General features: G+C 70.6%; 22 protein-coding genes and 1 other RNA gene. 15 read left to right on the top strand and 8 right to left on the bottom strand.

Features of this window, described 5'->3' with window-relative positions:
* The first annotated feature begins 3 nt into the window (after positions 1-3).
* Positions 4-1,041, top strand: a complete 1,038-nt coding sequence (locus AB0A65_RS07175; protein ID WP_359947666.1) for an ABC transporter ATP-binding protein — start codon at positions 4-6, stop codon at positions 1,039-1,041.
* A complete protein-coding gene (locus AB0A65_RS07170) occupies positions 1,031-2,071 on the top strand; it encodes a dipeptide ABC transporter ATP-binding protein (RefSeq protein WP_359947663.1) in 1,041 nt (346 codons plus the stop codon). Before AB0A65_RS07175 ends, AB0A65_RS07170 begins: the two co-directional genes overlap by 11 nt.
* A gap of 53 nt (positions 2,072-2,124) precedes the next feature.
* On the opposite strand, the gene AB0A65_RS07165 is transcribed toward AB0A65_RS07170, so the two are convergent.
* From AB0A65_RS07165 to AB0A65_RS07155, 3 genes are read right to left on the bottom strand one after another with little or no spacing between them, the layout of a single operon-like run.
* Positions 2,125-2,988, bottom strand: coding sequence for a metallophosphoesterase (locus AB0A65_RS07165; protein WP_359947660.1), 864 nt, complete (start codon positions 2,986-2,988; stop codon positions 2,125-2,127).
* A 16-nt stretch (positions 2,989-3,004) separates the two neighbouring features.
* Complete coding sequence (locus tag AB0A65_RS07160; RefSeq protein ID WP_359947657.1) at positions 3,005-3,430, bottom strand: hypothetical protein; 426 nt, start codon at positions 3,428-3,430, stop codon at positions 3,005-3,007.
* A 40-nt stretch (positions 3,431-3,470) separates the two neighbouring features.
* Entirely contained in the window at positions 3,471-4,004 is a 534-nt protein-coding gene (locus tag AB0A65_RS07155; protein WP_359947654.1) for a hypothetical protein, read from the bottom strand.
* A 159-nt stretch (positions 4,005-4,163) separates the two neighbouring features.
* Here AB0A65_RS07155 and AB0A65_RS07150 point away from each other — a divergent pair, with 159 nt between their 5' ends.
* Positions 4,164-4,742: a hypothetical protein gene (locus AB0A65_RS07150; RefSeq protein ID WP_359947651.1), complete on the top strand. Its 579-nt coding sequence runs from the start codon at positions 4,164-4,166 to the stop codon at positions 4,740-4,742.
* A 61-nt stretch (positions 4,743-4,803) separates the two neighbouring features.
* On the opposite strand, the gene AB0A65_RS07145 is transcribed toward AB0A65_RS07150, so the two are convergent.
* Positions 4,804-5,406: a superoxide dismutase gene (locus AB0A65_RS07145; RefSeq protein ID WP_359947648.1), complete on the bottom strand. Its 603-nt coding sequence runs from the start codon at positions 5,404-5,406 to the stop codon at positions 4,804-4,806.
* A gap of 124 nt (positions 5,407-5,530) precedes the next feature.
* Positions 5,531-6,661: an aminotransferase class V-fold PLP-dependent enzyme gene (locus tag AB0A65_RS07140; protein WP_359947645.1), complete on the bottom strand. Its 1,131-nt coding sequence runs from the start codon at positions 6,659-6,661 to the stop codon at positions 5,531-5,533.
* Positions 6,662-6,801: 140 nt separating this feature from the next.
* Here AB0A65_RS07140 and AB0A65_RS07135 point away from each other — a divergent pair, with 140 nt between their 5' ends.
* From AB0A65_RS07135 to AB0A65_RS07125, 3 genes are all read left to right on the top strand, one after another.
* A complete protein-coding gene (locus AB0A65_RS07135; RefSeq protein WP_359947642.1) occupies positions 6,802-7,722 on the top strand; it encodes a cytochrome c oxidase subunit II in 921 nt (306 codons plus the stop codon).
* Between the two features lie 10 nt (positions 7,723-7,732).
* Positions 7,733-8,179 (top strand): cytochrome c oxidase subunit 4, encoded by a 447-nt coding sequence (locus AB0A65_RS07130; RefSeq protein ID WP_359947639.1) that lies wholly within the window; start codon positions 7,733-7,735, stop codon positions 8,177-8,179.
* A gap of 66 nt (positions 8,180-8,245) precedes the next feature.
* Positions 8,246-8,767, top strand: coding sequence for an NUDIX domain-containing protein (locus AB0A65_RS07125; RefSeq protein ID WP_359947636.1), 522 nt, complete (start codon positions 8,246-8,248; stop codon positions 8,765-8,767).
* Here AB0A65_RS07125 and rnpB read toward each other — a convergent pair.
* Positions 8,768-9,153: RNase P RNA component class A (rnpB, locus tag AB0A65_RS07120), an RNA gene on the bottom strand.
* A gap of 31 nt (positions 9,154-9,184) precedes the next feature.
* Between rnpB and AB0A65_RS07115 the strand changes: the two genes are divergently transcribed.
* The 4 genes from AB0A65_RS07115 (at position 9,185) to AB0A65_RS07100 (ending at position 13,547) form a co-directional block, all read left to right on the top strand.
* Entirely contained in the window at positions 9,185-9,943 is a 759-nt protein-coding gene (locus AB0A65_RS07115; RefSeq protein WP_359947633.1) for a sulfite exporter TauE/SafE family protein, read from the top strand.
* 70 nt (positions 9,944-10,013) lie between these two features.
* On the top strand, positions 10,014-11,762 hold the full coding sequence (locus tag AB0A65_RS07110; RefSeq protein ID WP_359947630.1) for an NAD+ synthase: 1,749 nt from the start codon (positions 10,014-10,016) through the stop codon (positions 11,760-11,762).
* Positions 11,763-11,906: 144 nt separating this feature from the next.
* Positions 11,907-12,773, top strand: a complete 867-nt coding sequence (panB, locus tag AB0A65_RS07105) for a 3-methyl-2-oxobutanoate hydroxymethyltransferase (RefSeq protein WP_359947628.1) — start codon at positions 11,907-11,909, stop codon at positions 12,771-12,773.
* Positions 12,774-12,866: 93 nt separating this feature from the next.
* Positions 12,867-13,547: a haloacid dehalogenase-like hydrolase gene (locus tag AB0A65_RS07100; protein ID WP_359947625.1), complete on the top strand. Its 681-nt coding sequence runs from the start codon at positions 12,867-12,869 to the stop codon at positions 13,545-13,547.
* Between the two features lie 120 nt (positions 13,548-13,667).
* Here AB0A65_RS07100 and AB0A65_RS07095 read toward each other — a convergent pair whose 3' ends face one another.
* Entirely contained in the window at positions 13,668-14,372 is a 705-nt protein-coding gene (locus AB0A65_RS07095; RefSeq protein ID WP_359947622.1) for an MOSC domain-containing protein, read from the bottom strand.
* A gap of 106 nt (positions 14,373-14,478) precedes the next feature.
* Here AB0A65_RS07095 and glnA point away from each other — a divergent pair, with 106 nt between their 5' ends.
* Positions 14,479-15,831 (top strand): type I glutamate--ammonia ligase, encoded by a 1,353-nt coding sequence (gene glnA / locus AB0A65_RS07090; RefSeq protein WP_359947619.1) that lies wholly within the window; start codon positions 14,479-14,481, stop codon positions 15,829-15,831.
* A 130-nt stretch (positions 15,832-15,961) separates the two neighbouring features.
* Here glnA and AB0A65_RS07085 read toward each other — a convergent pair whose 3' ends face one another.
* Positions 15,962-17,116, bottom strand: coding sequence for a transposase (locus AB0A65_RS07085; protein WP_359947616.1), 1,155 nt, complete (start codon positions 17,114-17,116; stop codon positions 15,962-15,964).
* Positions 17,117-17,280: 164 nt separating this feature from the next.
* Between AB0A65_RS07085 and AB0A65_RS07080 the strand changes: the two genes are divergently transcribed.
* From AB0A65_RS07080 to AB0A65_RS07065, 4 genes are all read left to right on the top strand, one after another.
* The gene (locus tag AB0A65_RS07080; RefSeq protein ID WP_359947613.1) at positions 17,281-17,979 is read left to right on the top strand and encodes a type 1 glutamine amidotransferase; all 699 of its coding nucleotides are present in this window, start codon (positions 17,281-17,283) and stop codon (positions 17,977-17,979) included.
* A complete protein-coding gene (locus AB0A65_RS07075) occupies positions 17,969-20,623 on the top strand; it encodes a bifunctional [glutamine synthetase] adenylyltransferase/[glutamine synthetase]-adenylyl-L-tyrosine phosphorylase (protein WP_359947610.1) in 2,655 nt (884 codons plus the stop codon). The genes AB0A65_RS07080 and AB0A65_RS07075 overlap by 11 nt, the downstream gene beginning before the upstream one ends.
* Positions 20,620-21,711, top strand: a complete 1,092-nt coding sequence (locus tag AB0A65_RS07070) for a CorA family divalent cation transporter (RefSeq protein WP_359947607.1) — start codon at positions 20,620-20,622, stop codon at positions 21,709-21,711. Before AB0A65_RS07075 ends, AB0A65_RS07070 begins: the two co-directional genes overlap by 4 nt.
* 184 nt (positions 21,712-21,895) lie before the next feature.
* Positions 21,896-23,356 carry a glycosyl hydrolase family 18 protein gene (locus tag AB0A65_RS07065; RefSeq protein WP_359947604.1) on the top strand — a complete coding sequence of 487 codons (1,461 nt, stop codon included), beginning with the start codon at positions 21,896-21,898 and terminating at the stop codon, positions 23,354-23,356.
* The last annotated feature ends 40 nt before the right edge of the window (positions 23,357-23,396 follow it).

The following is a 23,396-nucleotide window of genomic DNA, read 5'->3' as shown; positions in this document are numbered from 1 at the left end:
GCGGTGGCAGAGACCGTACGCGTCATCGGCGACACCCTCCCGGGCGCCGACTTCAACTCCCCGCTGCTCGAAGTGGACGACCTGCACGTGGAGTTCCGGGTGCGCGGCGAGCGCATCCCCGCGGTGCGCGGCGCGAGCTTCACGCTGGAGCAGGGCCGCACGCTCGCCGTCGTCGGCGAGTCCGGCTCCGGCAAGTCCGTGACCTCCCAGGCGATCATGGGCATCCTCGACACCCCGCCCGCGAAGATCACCCGCGGGGCCGTGCGCCTCCACGGCGTGGACCTCCTGGAGCAGAACGAGGAGGCCCGCAGGTCGGTGCGCGGCAACCACATCGCGATCGTCTTCCAGGACGCCCTGTCGGCACTGAATCCCCTGTGGTCGGTCGGCTTCCAGATCGGCGAGCTGTTCCGCGTCCACCGCGGCACCAGCCGCAAGGACGCGCGCCTCAAGGCGATCGAGCTGCTCGACCAGGTCGGCATCCCCGACGCGAAGAACCGGGTCGGGCACTACCCGCACCAGTTCTCCGGGGGCATGCGCCAGCGCGTGATGATCGCGATGGCGCTCGCGCTCGACCCGGAGGTGCTCATCGCCGACGAGCCGACCACGGCGCTGGATGTCACGGTGCAGGCGCAGATCATGCGGCTGCTCAAGAGCATCCAGACCGAGCGGCGCATGGGCCTGATCCTCATCACGCACGACCTCGGCGTGGTCGCCGACGTGGCGGACGAGGTGGCGGTCATGTACGCGGGGGAGGTGGTCGAGCGGGCGGGCATCCGGGACGCGTTCAAGCGGCCGGCGCACCCGTACACGAAGGCGCTGCTGCGTGCGATCCCGCGCGTGGACACTGTCGGGCAGGAGCTGGAGGTGATCGGCGGGCTGCCGCCGAATCCGGCGCGGCTGCCGGGCGGCTGCCCGTTCCATCCGCGGTGCTTCGCCGCGGAGGACAAGTGCAAGACCGAGGTGCCGCCGTGGGTCGAGCCCGCGGAGTCCCACGGGGCCCGCTGCCACTTCGCCGAGGAGGTCTACACCGATGAACGCTGAACTGGGACAGGCGGATCTGGGCGTGGACCCGGTCCTGGAGGCGCGGGACCTCGTGAAGCACTTCCCGATCCAGCGGGGCCTGGTCGTCAAGCGCACGGTCGGGCACGTGCAGGCGGTGGACGGCGTGGACTTGAAGCTGTACCCGGGGAAGACCCTGGGCGTGGTGGGGGAGTCGGGGTGCGGGAAGTCGACGCTCGCGAAGCTCCTGGTGGGTCTGGAGGCGCCGACGTCGGGTTCGATCAAGTTGCTGGGCAAGGAGATCGGGAACCTGTCGAACCGGCGCATCCGGCCGTTCCGGCGGGACATCCAGCTGGTGTTCCAGGACCCGTACACGTCGCTGAACCCGCGCCTGACGGTGGGCGACATCGTGAGGGAGCCGTTCGAGATCCACCCTGAGGTGGTGCCGCGGGCGAAGCGGGCGAACGAGGTGAAGGAGCTGCTGGACATGGTCGGGCTGAGTCCGGACCACGTCAACCGGTACCCGCACCAGTTCTCGGGCGGTCAACGTCAGAGGATCGGGATCGCGCGGGCGCTCGCGCTGCGCCCGCAGGTGCTGGTGTGCGACGAGCCGGTGTCCGCTTTGGACGTGTCGATCCAGGGGCAGGTGATCAACCTGCTTGAGCGGCTTCAGAACGAGTTGGGCCTGGCGTACGTGTTCATCGCGCACGACCTGTCGGTGGTGCGGCACATCGCCGACGAGGTCGCGGTCATGTACCTGGGGAAGGTGGTCGAGCGGGGCACGGGTCCGGAGATCTACGACAGTCCGCGCCATCCGTACACGCAGGCGCTGCTGTCGGCGGTCCCCGTGCCGGACCCGGACCTGCGGGGCCAGCGGGACGAGATCGTCCTCCAGGGTGACGTCCCGTCGCCGATCGACCCGCCCTCGGGCTGCCGCTTCCGCACCCGCTGCTGGAAGGCGACCGACCACTGCGCGGAGGAGGTCCCGACCCTCGACGTCGGCGATGAGGGCACCCACCCGACGGCGTGCTTCTACGCCGAGGAACGCGACGTCACGCACGCGGTGAAGTAGCCCGCGGCGGGGCGGGAGGCCGGTTCCCCCCGGTCCGGCCTCCCGCCCTGCTTTCAGTCCTCGGGGCTGGTGCCCTGCAAGGCTTTCTGAAGCTCGTCTCCGCCGATCTCGGCGATCGTGGTGCCCGCTTGGAGGGTGTGGAAGACGGGTGCGGCCGGGTCGGCGAGGTCGATGAGGGTGGCCGCGGAGCCGCTGACGTACCTGACGGCCTCGTCGCCGCAGGAGAGGTCGCGGCGGTTGACGACGGCGGGGCCGGTCCAGACCATGGCGGCGCCGAGCCTTCCGGCGAGCTGGAGGTGGTAGTGGCCGGTGAGGACCACGTGGACGTCGGTGCCGTGGATGGCTTCGGCGAGGTCGGCGGGGTTGATGAGCTTGGGCGGTTCCTGGACGGCGTTGGGGAACCGGATGGGCGGGTGGTGGAAGGCGAGGACGGTGCCGCGCGGGGCGGGGGCGGCGAGGAGGCCGCGGAGCCAGGCGAGCTGCTCGGGGCCGATGCGGCCGTGGACCTTCCCGGGGACGAGTGTGTCGAGGGTGATGAACCGGATGCCGTCGAGCGCGGTGGCGGCGGCCCGGTCGGGGCCGTCGATGGCGTCGACCGCGCAGGGGCGCGCGGAGGGGCCGAGGTGGCCGCTGCCGAGGACGGCGGTGAAGTTCGCGCGGTCGTCGGCGTTGCCGGTGGTGAAGAGGACGGGTGCGCCGCGGTCGGCGGCGTAGGCGCCGATGAGGTCGCGGGCGAGCCGGTAGGCGCCCTGGGAGCCGTCGTCGGCGATGTCGCCGGTGACGACGACGAGGTCGATGCGTTGCAGTGCTTCGAGGTCGGCGAGGAGGCCGGTGAGGGCCTCGGCGGCGTCGACGCCGGTGCGGTGCGGTGAGCCGTCGCCGGTCAGGTGCGTGTCCGAAAGATGCAGAACCCTCATCACGTGAGGCTAACGCTCACTTGCGGAGCCGGTGCCTGGTGGCCTTGCGCACGGACCCGTCGGGGTGGAACGCGGTCCACTCGCCGGTCTTGCGGCCGTGGTCGTATTCGCCGCGGTCGAGCGGTGCGCCCTCGGCGGTCCACCGCTCCCAGAGGCCGTGCTTGGCCTCGGCGTCGTCGAAGCCGCCGCGCTGGAGGAGCTCGCCGTTGGCGCGCCACCAGGTCCAGTTCCCGGTGACGAGGCCGTCCTGGAACGGCCCTTCGGAGCGCAGCCGCCCGTCGTCGCTGTAGTGGCGCCAGACGCCTTGGCGGCGGCCGTCCCCGTACTCGCCGACCATGTGGCCGCCGTGCTGGTCCCGGTCCGACCACAGGCCGGTCTTCCGCCCCTGCGCGTCGAGCGCGTTGGGGCAGTCGTCTGGTCGCGGTGCAAGCGGTTCGCCCATCGGCCCAGCGTAGGCCCGCGCCCGCGCGGGCGGGCCCGGTTCAGCGGGTCAGGGAGTCGGTGAGGGAGGCGAGGGCGGAGACGAGGAGGACGGGGCCGGTGGTGGCGCCGACGACGGCCGAGACGAGGAGGCCGCGCCTGCGGGCGATGAACGGGGCGGCGGCCGCGGCGATCGTCACGAGGGCGGCCGGGACGTGGAGCCAGGGGACTTCCAGGAGGACCGCGACGGGGAACAGGTGGACGCCGACGACGAAGGCGATCCACGCGGACATCAGGTGGGCCTTCTTCCGGATCGCGAGGAACGCGGCGCCGATGCCGGCGGCGGCGAACTCGATGCCGACGACGATGCCGAACGCGGGGCCGACGCTCGCGTCGATGACCGAGCCGTCGTCCCAGTGCCGCCACAGGAGGAGCCCGCCCGCGACGGCGCAGAGTCCACTGAGGATCGAACCGGTCCGCAAGGGCCACAGCCACGACGCGGGCGGCTTCTCCTGGGCCCAGCCGAACCAGCTCATGGCGAAGAAGCCGAAGACGGCCGCGATCCCGGCGGCGTCGCGGAGGTGTTCAGGGGTCACTGGGGTGCCGTTCTACGTGGTTCCGGTGGGGAAGGAGGGGCCTCGTGCCCAAGGCTACCGGCCGCGGCGCGCCCGGGCGAGGCGCGCCGCCCGGAGCGAGCTGGCCCGGGAGGGTGGGACCTCGTAGGATGGGATATCACTCGATGATCGGAGACTCCCTTGTTCCGACCGCTGACCGGGCTCCCGGACCCCGCCCCGCGCCGCTCGCGGGCGGCCTTCCTGACGACCTCGGCGGTGGCCGCCGTCTCGCTGGTCTGCGCGGCCGCGGTGTGGATCGCGGCGACCGAGGCCCGCGCCGGGGCCGCCGAGGCCCTGCGCGCCCGCGGCGACGACTTCGTGGAGCTCTACCTCCTGCACCTCGACGAGATCGTGCGGTTCCGGTTCACCGACTCCGCCGTCGCCTACCTCGCCATCGCGGTCCTGTTCGCCGCCTTGGCCGTCGCCATCCGCTTCGGTCCCCAGTGGTCGGTCCACGCGACCGGGGTGCTCAGTGCCGCGGGCACGGCCATCATCGCCTGGTTCGGGGTGCAGAAGCTCGCGGGCGACCTCCCGCTCGGCGACTGGGCCAGCTACGAGCTGACCGCCCTGCTCAAGGACGCCGCCCCGTCCTGGTTCGGCCCCGCCGACCAGCTCCCGCTCCTCGCCGCCGCGGCGGGCCTGCCGCTCATCATGGTCCTCCTCCTCGCCGGGCACATGAAGGCCCGCGCCGAGGACGAGACCACCGACTTCCCCTTCTGACGACGGGACCGGGCCGCCCGGCCGCAACGGGGGGTGCGGCGGACGGCCCGGAGAACGGTGCCTAAGCGGCCTTCGCCGCCTCGTAGCGGGCGGCCACGTCGCGCCAGTTCACGACCTCCCACATGGCCTTCACGAAGTCGGGGCGCACGTTCTTGTACTGGAGGTAGTACGCGTGCTCCCACGCGTCGAACGCCAGCAGCGGCACCGAGGTCTGCGCGACGTTCCCGTGGTGGTCGTAGACCTGCTCCACGATGAGCCGCTTCGCGAGCGGCTCGTACGACAGCACGCCCCAGCCCGAGCCCTGCACGAGCGTCGTCGCCGCCGAGAGCTGCCCGTGGAAGCCCTCGAACGACCCGAAGTACTCGTTGATCGCCTCCGCGAGGTCCCCCTCCGGGCGGTCCCCGCCGTCCGGGCTCATGTTCTCCCAGTACAGGGAATGCAGCACGTGCCCGGAGACGTTGAACGCGAGGGTCTTCTCAAGGCCCACGATCGACGTGAAGTCGCCCTTGTCGCGCGCCTCCTCGATGCGCTCCAGGGTGTCGTTGGCGCCCTTGACGTACGCCGCATGGTGCTTGTCGTGGTGCAGTTCGAGGATGTACCCGTTGATGTGCGGCTCCAGCGAGCCGTAGTCGTAGGGCAGGTCCGGAAGCGTGTAGACGGTCATCGTCGCCTCTCTCTATCGCGGCAGTCGAACGTTGTTGCAACCGTTTCACAACTGCAAGTCCTTTGCAATAGAAAGCCGCACGGGTCGCCCCGTGATCCCGGTCGTCTTAGGACTTAGGTCCCGATCACCTTGCGAGGCGCCGGATCGACTCCACGATCCCCGGCAGCACCTCCAGGAACCGCTCCACCTCCGCCTCCGTCGACTCCCGGTGCAGCGACACCCGCACGTTCCCGTGCGACAGCACCCCCATCGCCTGGAGCACGTGCGAAGGCCGCAGCCGCGTCGACGCGCACGCCGACCCCGACGACACCGCGAACCCCGCCCGGTTCAACTCCGTCAGCAGCACCTCCCCGTCCACCCCCAGGCACGAGAACGTGACGATGTGCGGCAGCCGGTCCACCGGATCGCCCGGCAGCTCCACCTCGGGCACGGTCTCGGCGATGTGCTCCCTGATCCGGTCCGTCAGCACCCGCATCCGCGCCGACAAATCCTCCCGCTCCGCGACCACCGCCCGCAGTGACGCCGCCGCGGCCACCGCCGCCGCCACGTCCACTTCACCGAGGGCCTCCCGGATCGAGGAGTCCTCCCCGGGGAACGGGTTGCGCCAGCGCACCCCGCTGCGCACCACCAGGATCCCGGCCCCCGACAGGCCGCCCCACTTCCGCGCGCTGGCCGCCAGCACCGACCAGCCCGCGGGCACCGGCTCCCACGGCAGGCTCGCGGCCGCGTCCACCACGAGCGGCACGCCCTGCGCGTTCGCCGCGATCGCCGCGACCGGCTGCCGGGTCCCGACCTCGTGGTTCGCCGACTGCACGGCCAGCACCGAGGCGTCGCCGTCGGCTGTCCCTTCGATCGCCGCGAGCGGGTCCGGGTCGACCCGGCCGAGCCGGTCCACCGGGACCACCTGGACCTTCCCGCCGCGCGCCTCGTGCCACTGGGCCGCGTGCAGCACCGAGGAGTGCTCGACCGCGCTGTGGACGAGCGGACCGGGATCGCTGCGGGCCGCGATGACGCCGAGTACCCCGGCGTGCACGGCCTGTGTCCCACTCGATGTGAAAGTGACCTCATCGGCACCCACCCCGAGCGAGGCCGCCGCCGACTGGCGCGCCGCCTCCAGCAGCATCCGGGACCGGCGGCCCAATGTGTACAGTCTGCCGGGCCCCGCCCAGCCCTCCGACAAAGCCGCAGCATAGGCGTCGCGGGCCGCCGGATGGGGCGGCTGGGCGGTCGCGCCGTCGAAGTAGGTCTCGGTCACCGTTCCAATCTAGAAGACACCCGGACCCGAACCCAACCCCTTGCGCCCCGCTTCACGAGCCAAGCAGTAGGCTCTTGCCGTCAAGTCCGTGCCATGTCGCCTGCCCGGCGGCGGACGCGGAGCCGAGCGCTGAGAAAGGCATGAGACAGGTGGTCGGAAAACCGTCCCGAGAACGTCGCGGCCGAGCCCGCCGCGCGATAGGTCTCACCGGGATCGCCGCGCTGCTCCCAATCGTCCTCGCGGGCTGCAGCCTTGACGACGCCTTCTACCTGGGCTGGCCCCGGACTCGCCCCACCACGCAGTCCGAGCAGATGTTCGACCTCTGGATCGGCTCCACGATCGCGGCCCTCGTGGTCGGCGTCATCGTGTGGGGCCTGATCTTCTGGTGCGTCGCCGCCTACAAGAAGAAGGACAGCGACACCGAGCTGCCCCGCCAGACCAAGTACAACCTCCCCGCCGAGCTGACCTTCACGGCCCTGCCGTTCGTGCTCATCGGCATCCTCTTCTACTACACGGTCGTCGTGCAGGACAACGTCACCGAGCTGAGCGACCAGCCGACCGCCTGCACCGAGGTCACCGCCTTCAAGTGGAACTGGCAGTTCACGTACACCGACGAGAATTGCGAGGCCCTCACCGGCGCCGACGGCCAGCCCGTCACCGAGACCGGCGACTCGGACTACATCCCGATCATCGTGGTCCCCAACCAGGACGACGTGCGCTTCGTCGGCAACGCCGAAGACGTCATCCACTCCTTCTGGGTCCCCGACCTGCTCTTCAAGCGCGACCTCATCCCCGGCAGCGAAGCGCAGACCACCCGCTGGGAGGTCGACTTCAACTCCGAGGGCACCTTCGTGGGCCGCTGCGCCGAGCTCTGCGGCGCCTACCACGCCTTCATGAACTTCGAGATGCGCGTCGTCTCCCCGGAGGACTACGAGACCTTCGTGAACGCCCGCGTCGAGGGGATGACCACCCCCGAGGCCCTCGAACTCATCGGCCAGGCCCCGTACGCGACCGAGACGCACCCGTTCAACACCGACCCGGCCACCGGCGAAGCGAGCTAGGGGACCAGCGATGAAGACCGAGAACAAGCTGTTCGCGATCGTGGCCGTGACGATGTTCATCTTCGCGGCCGGATACGGCTACTGGACCCACCTCAACGAGAACCCCGCCTACGGGCACCCGGGCCAGGTCGAGTGGGTCGGCACTATCGCCCTCATCTTCTCGGGCCTGCTGACCGGCATGGTCTGGCTCGTGTTCTGGGTGATCTCCCGCCGCATCGACCCGCGCCCGGAGGACCGCCCCGACGGCGAGATCTCCGACGTCGCGGGCGAGGTCGGCTTCTTCAGCCCCGGCTCCTACTGGCCCCTGGGCCTGGCGCTCGCCGCGGTCCTCACCGGCCTCGGCCTCGTCTTCTGGCTCGTGTGGCTCATCACCGCCGGGATCGTCGCGGTGCTCTTCGCCGTCGGCGGCCTCACCTACGAGTACTACACGGGCACGCGCAAGCTCGGCCCGCAGTAGCGAACACGCGTTGAAAGGCCCGGAGCGCCACGCTCCGGGCCTTTCGCGCGTCTGTAGGGTGTGGGCGTGACTCCCTCTGTGCGGCGCCGGAAAGCGCCTCTGCTGCGGCGCTTCGTGGGCACGGTCTTCTACAGCCTCCCGCACCCGTTGCGCCGCCGCATCGTGCGGATCGCGACCCCCACCTACACCCTCGGCTCCGTCGTCCTCGTCATGGACGAGGACCGCACGCGGCTCCTCATGCTCAAGCAGCCCCCCGGCAAGCGCTGGTCCCTTCCCGCGGGCCTCCTCAACCGCCGCGAGCAGCCGATCGAAGGCGCCCGCCGCGAGCTGAACGAGGAGACCGGCATCGAGGCGGGCCTCGAAGAGCTGGCCCCCGCGCGGCCGAACGCCGTGGTCCACACCAACGGCCGCTGGGTCGACAACGTCTTCCGCCTCGTCCGCGACCCCGAGACCACCCAGGTCATCGTCGACGGCCACGAGGTGTGGGACGCCGGCTGGCACCCCGCCGACGACCTCCCCGAAATGACCCGCGCGACGGCGAAGCTCCTGTCCCACTACGGACTCGGGCCCCTCGCGGGCAAAGAATGAGGGACGAGATGGCCGATACGCCGGGTCCTGTCGTTGAGCGGCCATCCATCTAGGCGCACCGTTGCCGATGCGCTCAAGCGGTCTACCCGCGAAGGCACCCTTGCGGGTTCGGGCGGGCCGCCCTGTGTGGCCTTCGCGCAGCGCCTCGCGGCGCCTCTTGACCTTGCTCCGGGTGGGGTTTACCGAGCCGCCGCCGTCACCGGCGGCGCTGGTGGTCTCTTACACCACCGTTTCACCCTTACCAGTCGAGCTGGCGGTCTGTTCTCTGTGGCACTGTCCCGCGGGTCGCCCCGGGTCGCCGTTAGCGACCACCCTGCCCTGTGGAGCCCGGACGTTCCTCGACACTGACGGTCTCCCGTCACTGCCGCGGCCGCCTGGCCATCTCGTCCCAGCGGTCAAGCGTACGCTGGCCGGGCCATGAATCTGCTCCAGGTCTCCCTACTGGTGGTCGCGGGCCTCCTCGGCGGCGGGCTCAACGCCGTCGCCGGCGGCGGGTCGCTCATCACCTACCCCACGCTGATGGCCGTCGGCGTGCCCGCGCTCCAGGCCAACGCCACCAACGGCATCGCCGTCGCCCCCGCGTACGCCGCCGCGGCCGTCGGGTCCCGGGAGAACCTGCGCCCCCAGAAGCGCCGTGCGCTCCTGCTCATCCCCACCGCGCTCGCCGCCTCCGTGTGCGGCGCGCTCCTGCTGCTGAACACCCCGCACTCGGTGTTCGAGACGATCGTGCCGTTCCTGGTCCTCGCCGCGACCGTGCTCATGGCGATCGGCCCGTGGATCAACCGCAAGGTCACCGCCCTCAACGGCGGCCGCGCCCTGCACCCGTTCGCGCTCCACGCGGGCGTCTTCGCCGGATGCCTGTACGGCTCCTACTTCAACGCCGCGCTCGGCCTCATCCTCATGGCCGTCATCGCCATGAGCGTCTCCGAGAAGCTCGCGAAGGTCGGCGCGCTCAAGAACTTCTGCACGATGATCGTCGGCATCGTCACCAGCGTCATGTACGGCGTCTGGGCCGACGTCGACTGGCTCGCCATCGCCACCCTCGTGCCCGCCACGTTCATCGGCGGCTACATCGGCGCCCGCGTCTTCCAGCGCATCCCCGAGCGGCCCCTGCGCATCTCGATCGTCGTCTACGGGTTCGTGCTCTCCGGCATCCTCCTCTACCGCTCCTTCTGACGCCCGCTCAAAAAGTGGACTTCGCGCAAGTCACATGACGTAAGGCACGGAAGCGCGGAAGAATAGGCCCATGCCGACGCTTCGTATCGCACTCGCCCAGGACAACCCGGTCGTAGGCGACCTCGACCGCAACGCCGAACTCATCCGCAGCGCGGCGACCGCGGCCACCGCCGCGGGCGCCCACCTGCTGGCGACCGGCGAGCAGTCCCTCACCGGCTACCCGGTCGAGGACCTCGCCCTGCGCCACTCCTTCGTCGAGGCCAGCCGCGAGCGCCTCGCCCGCCTCGCCGAAGAACTCGCCGCCGACGGGAACGGCGCGCTGCCCGTCGCCGTCGGATACCTGGACGCCGACGGGTCCGTCCCCGCGAGCATCGGCGCGGTCGGCGGGCGCGGCATCCGTAATGCGCTGGCGCTGATCCAGGACGGCAAGGTCCTGTTCCGCTACTACAAGCGGCATTTCCCTAACTACGGCGTCTTCGACGAGGAGCGCTACTTCGTGCCGGGCCACGAACTGCACCTCGCGCGCATCGGCGGCGTCGACGTGGCCTTCACCATCTGCGAGGACGTGTGGGGCGGGGTCCCGGTCACCGCCGCCGCGCAGGCCCGCGCGGGCCTGGTCGTCAACGTCAACGCCTCCCCGTACGAGCAGGGCAAGCAGGAGCGGCGCCGCGCGATCGTGGCGCAGCGGGCCGCCGAGGCCGGGGCGCCGATCGCGTACCTGAACATCGTCGGCGGCCAGGACGAGCTGGTCTTCGACGGCGGCTCGTTCATCACCGCCCCCGACGGGAAGCTCCTCGCCTCGGGCCGCCGCTTCGGCTCCGAGCTGCTGGTCGCCGACCTCGAACTGGCGGCCGCGGCCGACGGCGACCTCGCGAACCACTCCGCGACCGAGATGAGCACCTCGCTGCACGTCCTCTCCGAGGCGCCCGCCGCCGTCGAGACCCGCATCGAGCCGCCGTTCGCGCCCGAGCTCGACCGCCTGGAGGAGATCTGGGAGGCCCTGCGCCTCGGCCTGGGCGACTACGTGCGCAAGAACGGCTTCAAGTCGGTGATCTTCGGGCTCTCCGGGGGCATCGACTCCGCGCTCACCGCGGTCCTCTCGCGCGACGCGATCGGCGCCGACAAGGTCCACGTCGTGTCCATGCCCAGCCAGTACTCCTCGGGCCACTCGCTCGACGACGCCGCCGAGCTGGCGCGCCGCTGCGGCCTGGAGTACTCGGTCGAGGCGATCCAGCCGATCGTCGACGCCTACCTCTCCGAGATCGCCGTCTCGGGGCTCGCCGTGGAGAACCTCCAGGCGCGCGTACGCGGCACGCTGCTCATGGCCCTGTCGAACCAGCACGGGCACCTGGTGCTCGCGCCGGGCAACAAGAGCGAGTACGCCGTGGGCTACTCGACGATCTACGGCGACGCCGTGGGCGGGTTCGCGCCGATCAAGGACGTCTACAAGACCCTCGTCTACGAGCTCGCGACCTGGCGGAACGCGAAGGCCCACAGCCTCGGCGAGCCCGAGCCGATCCCGGAGAACACGATCCTGAAGCCCCCGAGCGCGGAGCTGCGGCCCGACCAGAAGGACTCGGACTCCCTGCCCGACTACGAGGTCCTCGACGGCGTCCTCTCCGGGTACGTGGACGGCGACGCCGGGCGCGAGGACCTCGTGGAGCAGGGCTACCCGGCCGACGTCGTGGAGCGGATCACCGGCCTGGTCGACCGCGCCGAGTACAAGCGCCGCCAGTCGGCGCCCGGCACGAAGATCACCATCAAGTCCTTCGGGCGGGACCGGCGCCTGCCGATCACCAATCGCTTCCGAGGGAAGTAGGAGCGCACCCCGGGGCCCCGCCCCGGGGTGATTTGTCACAACGGCGTTGCGGACGCGTGACATATATATCGATGAGCGTTAGTTTTGTTCTGTAACCACCCGGGGACCGGCGAGCCGGCCACGAGGAGATCCTGGAGCACTGCGATGACGCTGTCAGCCAACGACGCATCCAATTCCCCCGACGAGATCCCGAGCCTGTACGGGCCGGGCAAGACCGTCAAGCGGGTCCGCACCCGCCACCTCATCGAAGCCAAAGAGCGCGGCGAGAAGTGGGCGATGCTGACCTCCTACGACCAGTACACGGCCGCCCTCTTCGACGAGGCCGGCATCCCGGCGCTGCTCATCGGCGACTCCGCCGCGAACAACGTCTACGGGTACGAGACCACCCTCCAGGTCTCGGTCGAGGAGCTGCTGCCGCTCGTCGCGGCCGTCGCCCGCTCGACCCACCGCACCCTCATCGTCGCCGACCTGCCGTTCGGCTCCTACGAGGCCGGGCCCGCGCAGGCCCTGGAGACCGCCGTCAGGTTCATGAAGGCCGGCGCGCACGCCGTCAAGCTCGAAGGCGGCCGCCGCATGGCCGAGCAGATCCGGGCCCTCACCGGCGCGGGCATTCCCGTCATGGGCCACATCGGGTTCACGCCGCAGAGCGAGCACACGCTCGGCGGCTACCGAGTCCAGGGCCGCGACGCCCAGGCCGCGGAGGTCGAGGCCGACGCGCACGCCGTCGCCGACGCCGGGGCGTTCGCCGTGGTCCTGGAGATGGTGACCTCCTCGGTCGCCGCCGAGATCACCAAGCGCCTCCCGATCCCCACGATCGGCATCGGCGCCGGGTCCGAGACCGACGCGCAGGTCCTCGTATGGCAGGACATGGCCGGACTGCGGCAGGGCAAGCCCCCGCGCTTCGTCAAGCGCTACGCCGACCTCGCCTCCGTCCTCCAGGACGCCGTCAAGGCCTACGCCGACGAGGTCCGCGCGGGCGAGTTCCCCGCGAAGGAGCACGGTTTCGAGTAGCCGCCCCCGCCGGGCGCGTGTGACGAAGCTTTCGAGCCGCAAACGCGCCCGGCCCTAGGGGTTCGGCTCGCGCATCGCGTAGCGTCTCAGTACGTGAACGACGCCATCCTGCTCTTCGACTACGACGGCACCGTGCGGCTCGGCTCCGAGCACGCCACCCACTATGCCCGCCTCGTCGCTGCCGAACTCGAACCCGAGGACGAACGCGCCTTCCTCGCCGCCCATGCCGCGTTCGTCGCGGGCAAGCCCACCACCGCGTCCACGTTCGACGCCTTCGACGCCGACAACGCCGTCCGCCGCCTCGCCGGCGAGTTCGGCGTCCCCGACGCGGCCCGCGCCGCCGCGTACGAGGCCACCCGCGAGCGCATGGCCGCGGGGGACTTCGCGGTCTGGGCCCCGGAGGGCTTCGCGGAGTTCATCTGGAGCCTGCCGCGCACCGTGGAGGTCCACCTCGTGACCAACGCCCCCGAGGCGACGCTGGAACCCGTGCTCGACCGGCTCGGCCTCGACGGCCTGTTCGACCGCGTCGTCGGCGACGCCGCCAAGCCCGTGGGCCTGGAGCGGATGCTCGACGACCTGCTGGAGGACCGCAAGCCCGAGCAGATCCTCAGCGTCGGCGACATCCCGGTCAACGACCTGGCCCCGGCCGCCGACCGCGGCTGCCCGACCGCCTACATCGACCACTACGGCCGCCCGTGGCCCCGCGCGACCGCGACCGGACGCTCCGTGGAGGACCTGTACGGGTTCATCCACCGCTGGGCGACCGCGGGCTGAAGCGCGTACCCGTGAGGGTCGCGCGCGTCACGGGCTCGTGAACCCAGCATGTCGCACCCGGCGTTTATGCTGGGATTGCGCCCTGAGCCGACCGATCCCCGGCTCAGGGCGTCCTAGCGTTCAGGCGGCGATCTTGTCGCCGACGCGGATGATCGCGCGTTCGGGGGTCTTCAGGTACAGCCCGAAGTGGTTGTCCAGCTCGGCGATGATCGTGCGGTGCAGCTCCTTGTCCCGCACGTTCGAGCCGTCGGGGGTCCAGCTCGGCAGGACGCACCGCTCGCACGGCTTGTGCAGCACGAACTCGTTGTCGCCCAAGCGGATCGGCGTACCGATCGGGATCTGGTACTCGGCGAAGGGCTCCAGGTCGGCCGAGACGATCACGTTCGGCCGGAACCGCGCCGCCTCGATCTCGCGGCCCATGCGCTCGCTCAACGCCTTCACGCTCGCCTCGAACACCACGAGGACGCGGTCCCCGGTGCCCTTGGTCGGCCGCAGCTCGACGCCCTTCTGCGCGTCGATCGTCTCGGCGAGACGCGCGGGCAGGTCCGCGTCGTCAACGCCCCAGGCGGCGCCGCCGGACTCGTAGAGCACCGGGTCGCCCGCGGAGGAGTCGGCGGTGCCGCACTGCGCCGGGAACGCGGCCTCCCACCCCATCATCTTCGGGTGGCTGCCGCCCCACACGGACTTGTCGGTGCCCGGCTCGTAGAGGCCCAGGCGCCGGTCGCCCGCCATCCCGGCCGCGTCGACCACCGCCGACGTCAGGGGCTCCCCCCTGAGGCCCTTGACCGGATACCGCCACAAACTTGTGATCTCACCTGCGAACATGCTTCCGAATGTACCTCCACTCACGTTTTGGACTCGGCCTGCCCGGGTTAACTTCGGCGACATAATCAGGTGAGACAATTGCCGCCCCAGGACAGAGGAGGACACCATGGAACGGCAGAAGGAGTTCGTGCTTCGCACGCTCGAAGAACGCGACATCCGCTTCGTGCGGCTGTGGTTCACGGACGTCCTGGGAACGCTCAAGTCCGTGAGCGTCGCCCCCGCCGAACTGGAGTCCGCGTTCGACGAGGGCATCGGCTTCGACGGCTCCGCCATCGAGGGCTTCGCCCGCGTGTACGAGTCCGACATGGTCGCCATGCCCGACCCGACCACGTTCCAGGTCTTCCCGTTCGAGGGCCGCGGCATCGGCGAGTCCGCGCGCATGTTCTGCGACATCCTCACCCCCGAGGGCGCACCGTCCTGGGCCGACCCGCGCCACGTGCTCCGCCGGGCCCTGTCCAAGGCCGCCGACCGCGGGTTCACGTTCTACGTCCACCCCGAGATCGAGTTCTTCCTGTTCAAGGACATCTTCCCGGAGACCGGCGCGAAGCCCGAGCCCGTGGACGACGGCGGCTACTTCGACCACACCACCCACTCCGTGGCCCGCGACTTCCGCCGCCAGGCCATCCTCGCCCTGGAGCGGGTCGGCATCTCCGTCGAGTTCTCCCACCACGAGGTGGCCCCCGGCCAGCAGGAGATCGACCTCCGGTACGCCGACGCGCTGACCACGGCCGACAACATCATGACGTTCCGGCACGTGGTCAAGGAGATCGCGATGACCTCCGACGTCACCGCGTCCTTCATGCCCAAGCCGTACAACACCCAGCCCGGCTCCGGCATGCACTCGCACCTGTCGCTCTTCGAGGGCGAGGACAACGCGTTCCACGACCCGGGCGACGAGCAGCGCCTCTCCAAGACCGCCAAGGCGTTCATCGCCGGGCTCCTGCGCCACGCGCCCGAGTTCACCGCGATCACCAACCAGTGGGTCAACTCCTACAAGCGCCTCTACTCCAGCGCCCAGCCGGGCCAGATCTCCGAGGCCCCCTCGTACGTCTCGTGGGGCAAGGCCAACCGGTCCGCGCTCGTGCGCGTCCCCGTCTACGGCAAGCCGAACTCGGCCCGCGTCGAGATCCGCTCGCTCGACTCCGCCACGAACCCGTACCTCGCCTACGCCGTCCTCCTCGGCGCCGGCCTCAAGGGCATCGAAGAGGGCTACGAGCTGCCCCCGGGCACCGAGGACGACGTCTCGGCCCTCACCGCCGCCGAACGCGTCGCCGCCGGATACCAGTCCCTCCCGAGCAACCTCGCCGAGGCACTCGACAAGATGGAGTCCTCCGAGCTCGTCGCCGAAGTCCTCGGCGAACACGTCTTCGACTACTTCCTGAAGAACAAGCGCCAGGAGTGGGAGGACTACCGCACCCAGGTGACCGCCTTCGAGCGGAAACGCTATATCAATCTTTGACATCCTCGCCGCCGGTCACGGCGGCGATACTCCGGCTCGCGGGCCGCGGAAGCGGCCCGTCTACGGACGGGTTCCTGTTTCGACGTCCGCCGCCCGGTCTCCCGGGTCTGACGCGGACTCCGCAGGCGTTTCACGTGTCCGCCTGCCCGGCGGCCACGAGGCGTCGACCCTCGCGCCTGATGTTGATCTCGGCGTTCTCGTCACGGTCGTGCCGGGCTCCGCATCCGCATTCCCACCTGCGGACGCGGAGCCCTGCGAGCCCGGCCGGCCCGGTCAGTGCTCCGCAAGCTGAACACAGGCGGGTGGAGGGGAAGAACCGGTCGACCCGCACGAACGTCCGGCCCGCTCTGGCGGCCTTCGATTCTAGCCGGGTCAGGAACATGCCGAACGCGGCGTCCCGCACCGACTTCGCGGATCTTCCCCGGGCCAGGCCCTTGACGTTCAGGTCTTCGACATAGAGAGCTTGGTTCTCGCTCACCAGCGTCTTGACCTGCTTGTCGATCCAGTCCGATCGCTTCTGCCCGATCTTCTCGTGGACCTTCGCCACCCGCAGCCGCGCCTTGGCCCGGTTCGCCGAACCCTGCGACTTCCGCGACAGGTCCCGTTGGGCCCGTTTGAGCTTCCGCTCCAGGCACTTGAAGAACCGGGGGTTCTCGATCACCCTGCCGCCGCGCAGCACGGCGAAGTCCTTCAGCCCCAGATCGATCCCGGTCTCGGCCTCCGGGTCCGCCGGAGGTTCGAGCGCTTCCGCGCCGTCGTCAAGCGAGACGACGAAGCTCGCGAAGTACTTGCCGGTCGCGGTCATGACGACGGTGACGCTCGTCGGCTCCGACGGCAGGTTCCGGGACCAGGCGACCTTCAGCACTCCGACCTTCGCGAGATACAGGCCCCCGCCCGCCCTGACCCTGAAACCGCGCTTGGTGAACCGCGCCGACTGGACTCCTGACCGGCGCCTGAACCGCGGCGGACCCATCCGGGGGCCTCTGCGCCGTCCCGCGCGCGAGTCGAAGAAGTTCCGGTAGGCCGAGTCGCAGTCCCGCAACGCCTGCTGCAACGGGACCGTCGAGACCTCCGCGAGCCATGCGCGTTCCTCGGTGCGTTTGGCGATCGTGATCAGGGCCTTGTCGAGGGCCGCGGTGGACGGGAGGCGTTCGCCCTGGGCGTGTGCATTCCTTCGTGCGGCGACGGCGTCGTTGTAGACGACTCGGATGCACCCGAAGGTCCGCGCGAGCATCGCCCGCTGCGGTCTGGTCGGGTAGACCCGGAACCGGTACCGAAGCTGCATGACCGGATAACGACCTGTCGGATGGCACGAAACGGCTCGGCTCGCATGGCTCTCGTCACACACCTGTTCGACAAGGCCGCGAACCGCGCGCGGCCGGAGCCGCATGAGCTGCCGCGACCACGGAGCACTCACTCCTGGTTCCGGCGACCCACTAGCATGGGATGGTGACCACCGCACTCGTCATCGAGAACGATCCGGAGCAGGGCCTCGGGCGGGCCGCCGCATGGCTGGCCGAGGCCGGTATGGAGTTGGACGTCGTGCGGCCGCACCTCGGTGAGGCCGTGCCGAACTCGGCCGGGGGGAATGAGGCCCTGATCGCGCTCGGGGGCGGCCGCGGGAAGGACTGGAGCGAGGACCTCGCCGGGCTCCTGACCACCGCGGTCGCCGACCAGACGCCGCTCCTCGCGATCTGCTCCTCCTCCCGGCTCCTCGCCGCCGCGTTCGGCGGCCGCGTCGAGGACCACGACGCGCCGAACGGCCCGCGGATGCTCGCCAAGCGCGACGCCGCCGGACGGGACCTCGTGTTCGGCCCCGCGCCCATGACCATCGACGTGATCCGCTGGCGCCGCCAGGAGCTCGTGGAGCTCCCCGAGGGCGCGACGCTGCTGGCGGCCTCTCCGCAAGGGGCCCTTGAGATCTTCCGCATCCGCGACAGCGCCTGGGGCGTCCAGTCGCACTTCGAGTTCACGCCCGAGCAGCTCGCGGGCTTCGACGGGTTCGACGGTCCCGCTTTCGACAGTGCGGCGCTCGCGAAGGCCGCCGAGGTCGACGAGCACATCGTCCACACGTGGAAGCCCATCCTCCAGCGGTTCGCGAAGGTGGCCGCGGGCGAGAAGAAGATGCTGCCGCTCCTTGACGTCTGAGAGCGAGCGAGCGGTGGACGCGGACGAGGGGCGCCTCGCGGTCGTCGCGGCCAGCAATGCGCTGGCCGACTTCCTGCGCGCCCACCCCGAGTCCGAGCCGGCGCTCACCGAGGACGAGGACGCGGGCTTCGCGCGCCTGCGCGCCGCCGGGCCCTTCCAGTTGAACACCGCCTGGAAGGAGAACCTCCTCCGCATCGCGGCCGCTGACCTCACCGGGGTGACGGATCTCAAGGCCACCTCCGATTCGCTCTCGCGGCTCGCCGATGCGGTCCTCTCGCGGGGGTTGGAGCTCGCCCGTGAGGAGCATCCCGGGGACACGCGCCTCGCCGTGATCGCCATGGGCAAGACCGGCGCCGAGGAACTGAACTATGTGTCCGACGTGGACGTGGTGTTCGTCGCCGAAGGGGACCTCGCGCTCGCCACCCGGCAGGCCGCGCACCTGATCCAGGTCGTCGGGCCCGCGACGTGGCCCGTCGACGCCGGGCTGCGGCCCGAGGGGCGCTCGGGCGCGCTGGTGCGCACGATCGAGTCGTACGCCGCGTACCTCAAGGACTGGGCCCGCACGTGGGAGTTCCAGGCGCTCCTGAAAGCCCGTCCGGCCGTGGGGGACCTGGAGCTCGGGCTCGAATGGCTCGCGGCCGTGCAGCCGTTCATCTGGGGCGCGGCCGACCGGCCCGGGGTGGTCGCCGACATCCGGGACATGCGCCGCAAGGTCGTCGACTCCGTGCCCGCCGCCGAACGCAAGTACGAGATCAAGCTCGGCCCGGGCGGCCTGCGCGACATCGAGTTCGCCGTGCAACTGCTGCAACTGGTCCACGGCCGCGGCGACCCGGCCCTGCGGGTCCGGTCCACACTGGAGGCCCTCGACGTGCTCGTCGCGGGCGGGTACCTGGCCCGGCGCGACGGCGAGGACCTGTCCGACACGTACGTCTTCCTGCGCACCGTCGAGCACCGCCTCCAGCTCCAGCGGCTCCTGCGCACCCACCGCGTCCCCGACGGCGGCGAGCCGCTCCACCACCTCGCCCGCACCCTCGGATACACGACCGACGAGGGCTTCCTCGCCGCCTGGCGCGCGCACGCCACGACCGCGCGGCGCCTTCACGAGAAGCTCCTCTACAAGCCCCTCCTGGACGCCGTCACCCGCGTGTCCACCGCCGAGCTGCGCATGAGCGAGGCGCAGGCCGCCGGGCGGCTCGCCGTCCTCGGCTTCAACGACCCCGCGAGCGCGCTCACCCACATCAAGAAGCTCACCGCGGGCGTCTCCCGCACGGCCACCGTGCAGAAGGCGCTGCTGCCGGTCGTCCTCCACGAGCTCGCCGACTCGCCCGAGCCCGACCGCGGGCTCCTCGCGTACCGGCAGGTCTCCGACAAGCTCGGCACCACCCCCTGGTACCTGCGGCTGCTCCGGGACGGCGGCCCCGCGGCGGTCCGGCTCGCGCGCCTGCTCGGCACCTCGCGCTACTTCACGTCGCTGCTCCTGCATGTGCCGCAGTCGCTCCGGTACCTCTCCGACAACGCCGACCTGACGCCGCGCCCGCGCGCGGAGCTGGCCGCGGGGATGCGCCAGGCCGCCGCGCGCCACTCGGACCCGACCGCCGCCGTGGGCGCCGTGCGCTCGATCCGGCGCCGCGAGCTCATCCGCATCGCCGCCGCCGACCTCCTCGGGATCATCGACGACCAGGAAGTGGGCCTGGCGCTCTCGGACCTCACCGACGCGGTCCTCGAAGCGGCCCTGGAGATCGGGGCCCGCGGACTGGACGACGTGCCGCCGATGCTCGTGGTCGGCATGGGCCGCTTCGGCGGGCGCGAGACCGGGTACGGGTCCGATGCGGACGTCGTGTTCGTCCACGACGGCGCCGACGACGCCCAGCGCAAGGCCGCCGCGAAGGTCGTCGGCACCGTGCGCACCCTCCTCGGCGCCCCCACGGCCGATCCGCCCCTGGACCTCGACCTCGACCTGCGGCCCGAAGGCAAGGGCGGCGCGATCGCGCCGAGCTTCGCCGCGTACCGCCGCTACTACGCCGACCGGGCCCGCCTGTGGGAGCGCCAGGCGCTCCTGCGCGCGAGGCCCGTGGCCGGGGACGAGGCGCTCGCCGCGCTCTGGACCGAGTTCGCCGACGGCGTCAGGTACCGCCCCGGCGGGCTCACCGAGGCCGAGCGCGTCGAGTTCCGGCGCGTCAAGGCCCGCGTGGACTCCGAGCGCCTCCCGAGGGGCGCGGACCCCAACGGCCACACCAAACTCGGACGCGGCGGCCTCGTGGACATCGAGTGGACCGCGCAGCTCCTGCAACTGGAGCACGGCGACGACCCCGCGATCCGCACCACCCGCACCGTCCCCGCGCTCGAAGCCGCGGCCGCGGCCGGGCACCTCAACGCCGCCGACCTCCTGTCGCTGCGCGAGGCGTGGCTGTTCGTCTCGCGGGTGCGCAACGACATGACGCTCGCGCGCGGCGTCCCCCGCGACGACCTCCCGCGCTCGGGCCCCGAACTCGCCGCGCTCGCCCAGACGCTCGGCTTCGGCGAGGACACCGAGCGGTTCCTCAACGAGTACCGCCGCCTGACCCGCCGCGCCCACGAAGCCGCCCAGCGCATCGTCCTGGGCGGCTTAGACTCGGAACCCTGGCGGAACTGGGGGAGCGGATGATCGACTACACCGTGGTCACGGCCGAGGGCGCCGAGGACCGTCAAGGCGGCGGCGACCGGCTGCGGGCCGACGCGGGCGCCGACGGGGCGTTCGCTTGGGTCGAGTTCGAGGCCGACGACGCCGAGGCCCTGCCCGAGGCGCTCGCCGCGCTCGGCATGGACCGCTTCGGGACCTACCCCGCCGCCGCCGTCCACCCGCGGCCCAAAGTGGAGGTCATCGACGACGCGGCGCTGCTGCTGGTCAAGACCGTCTGGTACATCGAGGCGACCCGCCAGGTCGAGACCGGGGACCTCGCGATCTTCACCGACGGCCGGTCGCTGGTCACCGTGCGCCGCGGCGTCGTGGACCCCGTTCCCCATGTGCGCGAACGGCTCCAGGACCGCAAGTTCCGCTCCGGCGGGGTCGGCGCGGTCGTCCACGCCCTGTTCGACGCGGTCGTGGAGCACTACGACGACGCCGTCGAGGACCTCACCGACGACGTCGCCGACCTGGAGCGGGACGTCTTCTCCGGGCAGCGCGTCGACCGCAACCAGGAGATCTACTTCCTCATCCGCGAGACCCTGGAGTTCCAGAACGCGGTGCGGCCCTTGACGACCTTCGCGCACGCCGTGCGGCAGGGCCGCTCGGGTGCGCCGGTGTTCGACCGCTCGGGCTTCGGGGAGGTCGCCGGGCACCTCATCCGCGTGGACTCCTCGGTGGAGACGTGCATGAGCCTGCTGACCACGGTCCTGACCGCGCACCAGGGGCAGATCGGGACGTGGCAGAACGAGGACACGAAGAAGATCTCGGCGTGGGCGGCGATCGCGATCGCGCCGACGATCATCTCCGGGATCTACGGCATGAACTTCAAGGAGATGCCGGAGCTGCACTGGGCGGTCGGGTACCCGCTCGCGCTGGCGGCGATGGTGGTCGTGTGCGTTCTACTCTTCCGGGGTTTCAAACGCAACGGCTGGCTGTTACGGATCGATGTCCGTGAATCGCAATGGAACGCAGTGAGGGGCGGGTCCACCGTGCGCCGCATCGCTGACGATGCGCCCTCGCGGCGGATCCGCCCCTCCGGCCCTGCCTGCCTTCAAAGAACACCTTAGCGGTGCCCCGCAAAGCGAAAGCGTCGAGCCAATGGTGACGGTGCGTGCTCGCCGCGGCCGCGCTCCCATTTCGGTAACAAAGCCGCCATTGAAATTTTTCGATGCGAATGCTTGACTTTCGACAGGCCCTCCCATAAAAATAAAGATACCTATCAGTTAAGTCTCTTTACTTTTGGGAGGAACATTGAGACGACTGAGGACCCGGCGCTTCATCGCCGTCGTGACCGCGGCTCTGGCCCTGTTCACGACCGGTTTGATCTACACCGTCGCGAATCCCTTCACTGCGAACGCTGCCGTCACCTGCAACACCGCGTGGGCCTCCTCGAAGGTCTACGTCGGCGGTGACCTGGTCAGCCACGAGGGCTACAACTACAAGGCCAAGTGGTGGACCACCAACGAGGAACCCGGCACCACCGGCGAGTGGGGCGTCTGGCAGACGCTCGACGCCTGCGGCGGCGGCACCGACCCGACGACCAGCGCGAACCCGACCACCCAGGAGCCCACAGAGGAACCGACGGGTGAACCCGGCACCGGCGGCTCCATCAACGCCGCGTACTTCACCGAGTGGGGCGTCTACGGCCGCAACTACCACGTGAAGAACATCGTCTCCTCCGGCTCGGCCGAGGACCTCACCCACATCAACTACGCCTTCGGCAACGTCAAGAACGGCCAGTGCACGCTGGACGACTCCTACGCGGCGATCGACAAGGCGTACACCGCCGACCAGTCGGTCGACGGGGTCGCCGACACGTGGGACCAGCCCCTGCGCGGCAACTTCAACCAGCTCCTGAAGCTGAAGGAGATGTACCCGGACATCAAGATCGTCTGGTCCTTCGGCGGCTGGACCTACTCCGGCGGCTTCGGGCAGGCCGCGCAGAACCCGGCGGCCTTCGCCGAGTCCTGCTACAACCTGCTGCACGACTCCCGCTGGAACGGCCTGTTCGACGGCATCGACATCGACTGGGAGTACCCGAACGCCTGCGGCCTCACCTGCGACTCCAGTGGGACGCAAGCGTTCACGAACCTCATGAGCGCGCTGCGCTCGAAGTTCGGGAACGAGCTCGTCACCGCCGCGATCACCGCCGACGGCACCTCCGGCGGCAAGATCGACCTCGGCGGGTACGGCACGGCCGCCCAGTACGTCGACTACTACCAGGTGATGACCTACGACTACTTCGGCGCCTGGGACGCCGACGGGCCCACCGCACCCCACTCGCCGCTGAACTCCTACAGCGGCCAGCCCATCGCCGGATTCGACGGCGCCACCGCGATCGCCAAGCTCAAGTCGCTCGGCGTTCCCTCCGAGAAACTGCTCCTCGGCTTCGGCTTCTACGGCCGCGGCTGGACGGGCGTCACGCAGGCGACGCCGGGCGGTTCCGCCACCGGCGCGGCCCCCGGCACCTACGAGGCCGGCATCGAGGACTACAAGGTCCTCGTGAACGAATGCCCGGCCACGGGCACCGTCGCCGGCACCGCTTACGCCAAGTGCGGCAACGAGTGGTGGAGCTACGACACCCCGGCGACGATCGCGACGAAGACGGCCTGGCTCGACAGTCAGAGCCTCGGCGGCGCGTTCTCCTGGGAGCTCTCGGGCGACACCAGCAACGGACAGCTGGTGAACGCCATCGCCGCCGGTCTGAACTAGGAGCCGTCCCGCTCCCCACCCGGATCGCTGACCCTGGACA

The sequence above is a fragment of the Glycomyces sp. NPDC047010 genome, from assembly GCF_040644205.1.
Lineage (GTDB): Bacteria > Actinomycetota > Actinomycetes > Mycobacteriales > Micromonosporaceae > Glycomyces.
This window is presented reverse-complemented; position numbering and strand designations above follow the sequence as displayed.

What these genes read in the sequence shown, in the direction of transcription:
- AB0A65_RS07170 (WP_359947663.1), top strand. Translation starts at nt 1,031, where the DNA reads ATGAACGCTGAACTGGGACAGGCGGATCTGGGCGTGGACCCGGTCCTG.
- AB0A65_RS07165 (WP_359947660.1), bottom strand. Translation starts at nt 2,988, where the DNA reads ATGAGGGTTCTGCATCTTTCGGACACGCACCTGACCGGCGACGGCTCA.
- AB0A65_RS07160 (WP_359947657.1), bottom strand. Translation starts at nt 3,430, where the DNA reads ATGGGCGAACCGCTTGCACCGCGACCAGACGACTGCCCCAACGCGCTC.
- AB0A65_RS07145 (WP_359947648.1), bottom strand. Translation starts at nt 5,406, where the DNA reads ATGACCGTCTACACGCTTCCGGACCTGCCCTACGACTACGGCTCGCTG.
- AB0A65_RS07135 (WP_359947642.1), top strand. Translation starts at nt 6,802, where the DNA reads ATGAGACAGGTGGTCGGAAAACCGTCCCGAGAACGTCGCGGCCGAGCC.
- AB0A65_RS07130 (WP_359947639.1), top strand. Translation starts at nt 7,733, where the DNA reads ATGAAGACCGAGAACAAGCTGTTCGCGATCGTGGCCGTGACGATGTTC.
- AB0A65_RS07115 (WP_359947633.1), top strand. Translation starts at nt 9,185, where the DNA reads ATGAATCTGCTCCAGGTCTCCCTACTGGTGGTCGCGGGCCTCCTCGGC.
- AB0A65_RS07110 (WP_359947630.1), top strand. Translation starts at nt 10,014, where the DNA reads ATGCCGACGCTTCGTATCGCACTCGCCCAGGACAACCCGGTCGTAGGC.
- panB (WP_359947628.1), top strand. Translation starts at nt 11,907, where the DNA reads ATGACGCTGTCAGCCAACGACGCATCCAATTCCCCCGACGAGATCCCG.
- AB0A65_RS07095 (WP_359947622.1), bottom strand. Translation starts at nt 14,372, where the DNA reads ATGTTCGCAGGTGAGATCACAAGTTTGTGGCGGTATCCGGTCAAGGGC.
- glnA (WP_359947619.1), top strand. Translation starts at nt 14,479, where the DNA reads ATGGAACGGCAGAAGGAGTTCGTGCTTCGCACGCTCGAAGAACGCGAC.
- AB0A65_RS07085 (WP_359947616.1), bottom strand. Translation starts at nt 17,116, where the DNA reads ATGCAGCTTCGGTACCGGTTCCGGGTCTACCCGACCAGACCGCAGCGG.
- AB0A65_RS07070 (WP_359947607.1), top strand. Translation starts at nt 20,620, where the DNA reads ATGATCGACTACACCGTGGTCACGGCCGAGGGCGCCGAGGACCGTCAA.